The sequence below is a fragment of the Bradyrhizobium sp. genome (genome assembly GCF_052389815.1).
In the GTDB taxonomy this organism is placed as follows: domain Bacteria; phylum Pseudomonadota; class Alphaproteobacteria; order Rhizobiales; family Xanthobacteraceae; genus Bradyrhizobium.
In genome coordinates this window covers 1-5,797 of sequence record NZ_JBQTHN010000198.1, presented here as the reverse complement: position 1 = coordinate 5,797, position 5,797 = coordinate 1, and the positions used below count along the sequence as shown (strand labels likewise).

The window sequence follows — 5,797 nt, the reverse complement described above, 5'->3', positions numbered from 1 at the left end:
CCTCGGCGCTGCCTACGACTTCACGTAAAGTCGCACCGGTGATGGTTTTGGCATCGAGATCAATGAGATCGCCGAGTTGCTTCATCAGTTTCGGAACGCCGCCGGCGTGATGGAAATGCTCCATGTAATGGTCGCCCGAGGGCTTGAGGTCCACCAGCACAGGAACCTCGCGGCCCAGCTTGTCGAAGGCATCGAGATCGATTCTGTGCCTGGTGCGATGCGCGATCGCGGTGAGATGGATCAGGCCGTTGGTGGAGCCGCCGATGGCCTGCAGCACCACCTGCGCGTTGCGGAACGAGGACGCGGTGAGGAGCGCGCTCGGCTTCGGCCCCTTCGCCTTCGCCATGGCGGCCGCGACGCGCCCGCTTGCTTCCGCCGAGCGGAACCGCTCGGCATGCGGCGCCGGAATGGTGGCGCTCATCGGCAGCGACAGGCCGAGCGCCTCGGTGCTGCAGGCCATGGTGCTGGCGGTGCCCATCACCATGCAGGTGCCGACCGACGGAGCGAGCCGGCCATTGACCGCCTCGATCTCGGCCTCGTCGATTTCGCCCGCGCGGTATTTCGCCCACAGCCGGCGGCAATCGGTGCAGGCGCCCAGCACCTCGCCCTTGTGATGGCCGACCACCATCGGACCGACGGGAATGACCACGGTCGGCAGATCGGCGCTGACCGCGGCCATGATCTGCGCCGGCAAGGTCTTGTCGCAGCCGCCGATCACGACCACTGCATCCATCGGCTGGGCGCGGATCATCTCCTCGGTGTCCATGGCCATCAGGTTGCGCACATACATCGAGGTCGGATGGGAAAAGCTCTCGGCGATCGAGATGGTCGGGAACACGAACGGCATCGCGCCCGACAGCATGACGCCGCGCTTTACCGCCTCCAGTATCTGCGGCACGTTGCCGTGGCAGGGATTGTAGTCGCTGTAGGTATTGGTGATGCCGACGATCGGTCGGTCCAGCGCACCGTCCGAATAGCCCATCGCCTTGATGAAGGCCTTGCGCAGGAACAGCGAGAAGCCGGCATCGCCATAGCTGGCCAAACCCTTGCGAAGCCCGTCGGTCATCTCTTTTTCCTTCTTGCTTGGGCGACCACTAAAGGAGTCTGCGGAATTATTGTCAATGCTCGATAATCTGTATCGCCATGCGAGGCATAACATCGAAAACCGCCCATCATTATTGACAATACACCTCGCCGCGTGCTGACGTGCCGGCATGACCGCGCAAGCCGCATCGCAGCCAAGCTCCACGCCCTCGCGCGAGGAGGAGCAGGCGGAGGTGATCCGCCGGCTGGAGGAGGACATCATCTTCGGCCGCTTCGCGCCGGGCTCGCGGCTGGTCGAGGATAGCCTGATGAGCCGCTATGGCGCGAGCCGGCACTTCGTGCGCCAGGCCCTTTTCCAGCTCGAGCGGCAGGGCATCGTGCTGCGCGAGAAGAACGTCGGCGCCACCGTGCGGTTCTATTCTGCCGACGAAGTGCGCCAGATCTACGAAGTGCGGGAGATGCTGACGCGGCAGGCGGCACTGATGATCCCCCTTCCCGCGCCGCCGAGCCTGATCGAAGAGCTCAGCGAGTTGCAGCGGCGCTATTGCGAGAAGGCCGACGCGCAGGACCTGCGCGGCATCCACGAGGCGAACGACGCCTTCCACGTCGCGCTGTTCTCGGCCTGCGGCAATCCCTATCTGGTGCGATCGCTGCAGGACTACATGAACATCACGCTGCCGATGCGGGCGAAGAATCTCGCCGACACGGAGGGGCTGGCGCAATCGCGGCGGCAGCACGAGCTGATGATCGAACTCTTGAAGGGCCGCGACAGCTGGGCGTTCGCGCAGCTGTGCGTCGATCACATGCAGTACAGCAAGTCGGATTATCTCGGGCGGATCAGCCGGGAGAAGGGCGGACGTTGAAAGTGTCATTCCGGGATGGTCCGAAGGACCAGACCCGGAATCTCGAGATTCCGGGGTCGGCTCTGCGAGCCGCCCCGGAATGACGGTCACTTCACTTCTTCCAGTCCACGATGCGGCCCTTGTCGCCGTCGAACTCCATGCTGCAGAACGCGCCGCCCTGGTAGAAGTCGCCGACCGGGTCCGGCTTCAGCTTGGCCTGCTCGGCAAACGCGTGCTCGCGGAAATCCTCGGCCCTGCCGCTCGGGCGATAGCCGAGATCGTAGGCGCGGTGGTTGTCCCACCAGGCGCGCTCATTCCAGGAGGCGCCATAGAAAATCTCGAAATGGATGTCGGGATGCTCGAGGCCGATGCGGCAGAGCTGCACGAGGTCCTCGGGCTTGAGCCAGATCGACAGCCGGCGGTGGTCGAGCGGCACCTCGCCGAAATTGCCGATGCGGAGGCACGTCACCTTCATGCCGTGCTTGTCGGCGTAGAGCGCGCCCATCGCTTCGCCGAACACCTTGCTGACGCCGTAGCGGCTGTCGGGACGCGCGGTGACGTCGGTGCCTATGCGGTGATGGCGCGGATAGAAGCCGACCGCATGGTTGGACGAGGCGAAGATCACGCGCTTGACGCCTTTGCGATACGCGGCCTCGAACAGATTGTAGCAGCCGACGATGTTGGCCTGGTGGATCTGGTCCCAGGTACCCTCGACCGAATAGCCACCGAAATGCAGGATGCCATCGACGCCCTCGCAGATCGCTTCGACCTGCGCGAGGTCGGCGAGATCGGCGGCCTTGAATTTCTCGCCTCTGCCGAGATCGGCCGGCGTGTTGATGTCGCTGAGCACGAGGTCCGGATAGATCGGCGGCAGCAGCTTGCGCAGGCTCGTTCCAATTCCTCCCGCGGCGCCGGTCATCAATATGCGTGACATCTCTTCCCTCGATTTTGATCGCGATCATTTGCGGTCGTTGACCGAGGGTGATAGCAAACCCAATTGCTCAGGAAACGCAATAACGAGAACAGCAAATGTCCGATGCATCTTCATACGCGACCGGATGGCGGCCGGCGACCCACTATCCCGATCCGGCGATCCACGCGCTCGATCCGCGCTTCGAAAAATACTGGCTGAAGCTTTCCGCGGTGGAGCGTCTCGCCACCGGCCTGCGCTGGGCGGAGGGACCGGTATGGTTCGGCGACGGACGTTATTTGCTGTGCAGCGACATCCCGAACCAGCGCATCGTCAAGTGGGAGGAAGAGACCGGCGCGGTCAGCATCTTCCGCAAGCCATCGAACTTCGCCAACGGCAACACCCGCGACCGCCAGGGACGGCTCGTCACCTGCGAGCATGGCGGGCGGCGCGTGGTGCGCACCGAATATGACGGGTCGATCACGGTGCTAATGGATTCGTTCGAGGGCAAGCGGCTGAACTCGCCAAACGACGTGGTGGTGAAGTCCGACGGCTCGATCTGGTTCACCGATCCCATCTTCGGGCTGCTCGGCAATTACGAGGGCTACAAGGCGGAGTCCGAGATCGACATGAACGTCTACCGGATCGACGGGCAGACCGGCAAAGCCAGCATCGTCGCCGAAGGGGTGCTGGGGCCCAACGGGCTCGCCTTCTCGCCCGACGAGAAAATCCTCTACGTCATCGAGTCCCGCGGCGTGCCCAACCGCAAGATCCTCGCTTTTGATGTGTCACCCTCCGGCGACAAGCTTTCCAACAAGCGCATCTTCGTCGATGCCGGACCCGGCACGCCCGATGGCTTCCGCGTCGACATCGACGGCAATCTCTGGTGCGGCTGGGGCATGGGCGATCCCGAGCTCGACGGCGTCGTGGTGTTCGCGCCCGACGGCGTCATGATCGGCCGCATCGCGCTGCCCGAGCGCTGCGCCAATCTCTGCTTCGGCGGGCTGAAGCGCAACCGCCTGTTCATGGCCGCGAGCCAGTCGATCTATGCGATGTATGTGAACACGCAGGGCGTGGCGGGGGGATAGTTGCGGGAATCCGTAGGGTGGGCAAAGCGACTTGTCCGCCGTAGCTCGAAGAGCGAAGGCGGAAGCGTGCCCACCTGTATTGCACCGATCGAATGAAGGTGGGCACGGCGCGAAGTGCGCCTTTGCCCACCCTACAAAACTTCGTCGCTTTCGCTCCTCGCAATGACGGAGCAAGACAAAAAAAGCCGGGGCGATCGCTCGCCCCGGCGTCGTTGCGTCTCTCGCGAAAAGCTTACGCCGCGTTGAAGCCGGCCACCGCCTTCACCTCGAGATACTCCTCCAGGCCGTACTTGCCCCATTCGCGGCCATTGCCGGACTGCTTGTAGCCGCCGAACGGCGCGGTGCGGTCGTTCGGCACGCCCTGCAGGTTGACGTTGCCGGCGCGGATCTGGCGAGCGACGCGGCGCGCGCTTTCCACCGTATCGCCCGTGACGTAACCGGCGAGACCATAGGGCGTGTCATTGGCGATCCTGACGGCGTCGGCTTCGTCCTTGGCGCCGATGATGGTCAGCACCGGTCCGAAGATCTCCTCCTTCGCGATCGTCATGTCGTTGGTGACGTCGGCGAAGATGGTCGGGCGGACGTAGAAGCCCTTGTTGACGCCTTCGGGAAGGCCGGGACCGCCAGAGACCAGGGTTGCGCCCTCGTCGATACCCTTCTTGATCAGGGCCTGGATCTTGTCCCACTGCCCGCGGTTGACCACGGGGCCGATGGTGGTGCCCTCGGCGCGCGGATCTCCGGCCTTGGTCTTGTCGGCGACGCCCTTCGCGATGGCCGCGACTTCCTTCATCTTGGAGAGCGGCACGATCATGCGCGACGGCGCGTTGCAGGACTGACCGGAGTTGTTGAACATGTGCATCACGCCGCCGGTCACCGCCTTGGTGAGGTCGGCGCCGTCGAGGATCACGTTCGGCGATTTGCCGCCGAGCTCCTGGCTGACGCGCTTCACGGTTGGAGCTGCGCGCTTCGCCACATCGACGCCGGCGCGGGTCGAGCCGGTGAACGAAATCATGTCGATGTCCGGGTGCTCGGCCATCGCGGCGCCGACTTCCGGTCCGAGGCCGTTGATCAGGTTGAATACGCCCTTCGGCACGCCGGCTTCATGGAGGATTTCCGCGAAGATCAGGGCCGAGGTCGGCGTGAACTCCGACGGTTTCAGGATCATGGTGCAGCCGGCGGCGAGCGCAGGCGCGACCTTGCAGGCGATCTGGTTGAGCGGCCAGTTCCACGGCGTGATCATGCCGACGACGCCGAGCGGCTCGCGCAGCACGACGGCGGTGCCGACGTTCTCCTCGAAGTGGTAGCTCTTCAGCACCTCCAGGGTGGAAGCGATGTGGCCGAGGCCGGCGCCGGCCTGCAGGCGTTCCGCCATCGGCAGCGGCGCGCCCATCTCGTCGGAAACGGCGGCGCCGATTTCCTTCATGCGACCCTTGTAGACCTCGATGATTTTTTCGAACAGCGCGATGCGCTCCTCCCGGCTGGTCTGGGAATAGCTGACAAAGGCGCGCTTGGCGGCGGCGACGGCCTTGTCCAGATCGGCCTTGGAGCCGAGCGCAACCTCGTACATCGCTTCTTCCGTCGCCGGATTGACGACGGGGGTGGACTTCTTGACGACGGGATCGACCCAGGCGCCGTCGATGTAGAATTGCATGCGATTGACCATCGGAAACCTCTTGGTACGGACGGGAATGAGGGGGAACGGAAGCGTTCGGCAGGCATCCTTGCACGAAAGCCGGGGCTGGTGGAACCGCCATATGCGGGTGGCCGCTGTGCGGCGAACGCGGAATATAGGGGGTGGGATGTAAGGGGGGCAAGGTGCCCCCACCGTCGGGGGCGCGGCCGCGGCGGGCCCAAACCCCCCCCACCCGCCCCGGGGGGGGGGGGGCGGCAGCCAAAGAAGCAAAAGTCAGCCC

At 64.4% G+C, this 5,797-nt stretch carries 5 protein-coding genes; 2 read left to right on the top strand and 3 right to left on the bottom strand.

What is annotated here, in order from left to right; genetic code table 11:
• Window positions 1-1,066, bottom strand: a 1,066-nt coding sequence (locus tag ACT4OC_RS27790) for a dihydroxy-acid dehydratase domain-containing protein (RefSeq protein ID WP_444842257.1), incomplete at its 3' end; no start/stop codon positions are given.
• 148 nt (window positions 1,067-1,214) lie between these two features.
• Here ACT4OC_RS27790 and ACT4OC_RS27785 point away from each other — a divergent pair.
• Window positions 1,215-1,907 carry a GntR family transcriptional regulator gene (locus tag ACT4OC_RS27785; protein ID WP_444842256.1) on the top strand — a complete coding sequence of 231 codons (693 nt, stop codon included), beginning with the start codon at window positions 1,215-1,217 and terminating at the stop codon, window positions 1,905-1,907.
• A gap of 91 nt (window positions 1,908-1,998) precedes the next feature.
• Here ACT4OC_RS27785 and ACT4OC_RS27780 read toward each other — a convergent pair whose 3' ends face one another.
• Window positions 1,999-2,820: an NAD-dependent epimerase/dehydratase family protein gene (locus tag ACT4OC_RS27780; protein ID WP_444842255.1), complete on the bottom strand. Its 822-nt coding sequence runs from the start codon at window positions 2,818-2,820 to the stop codon at window positions 1,999-2,001.
• A 95-nt stretch (window positions 2,821-2,915) separates the two neighbouring features.
• Between ACT4OC_RS27780 and ACT4OC_RS27775 the strand changes: the two genes are divergently transcribed.
• Window positions 2,916-3,884 (top strand): SMP-30/gluconolactonase/LRE family protein, encoded by a 969-nt coding sequence (locus ACT4OC_RS27775; protein WP_444842254.1) that lies wholly within the window; start codon window positions 2,916-2,918, stop codon window positions 3,882-3,884.
• Between the two features lie 232 nt (window positions 3,885-4,116).
• Here ACT4OC_RS27775 and ACT4OC_RS27770 read toward each other — a convergent pair whose 3' ends face one another.
• The gene (locus ACT4OC_RS27770) at window positions 4,117-5,547 is read right to left on the bottom strand and encodes an aldehyde dehydrogenase family protein (protein WP_444842253.1); all 1,431 of its coding nucleotides are present in this window, start codon (window positions 5,545-5,547) and stop codon (window positions 4,117-4,119) included.
• Window positions 5,548-5,797 lie beyond the last annotated feature (250 nt).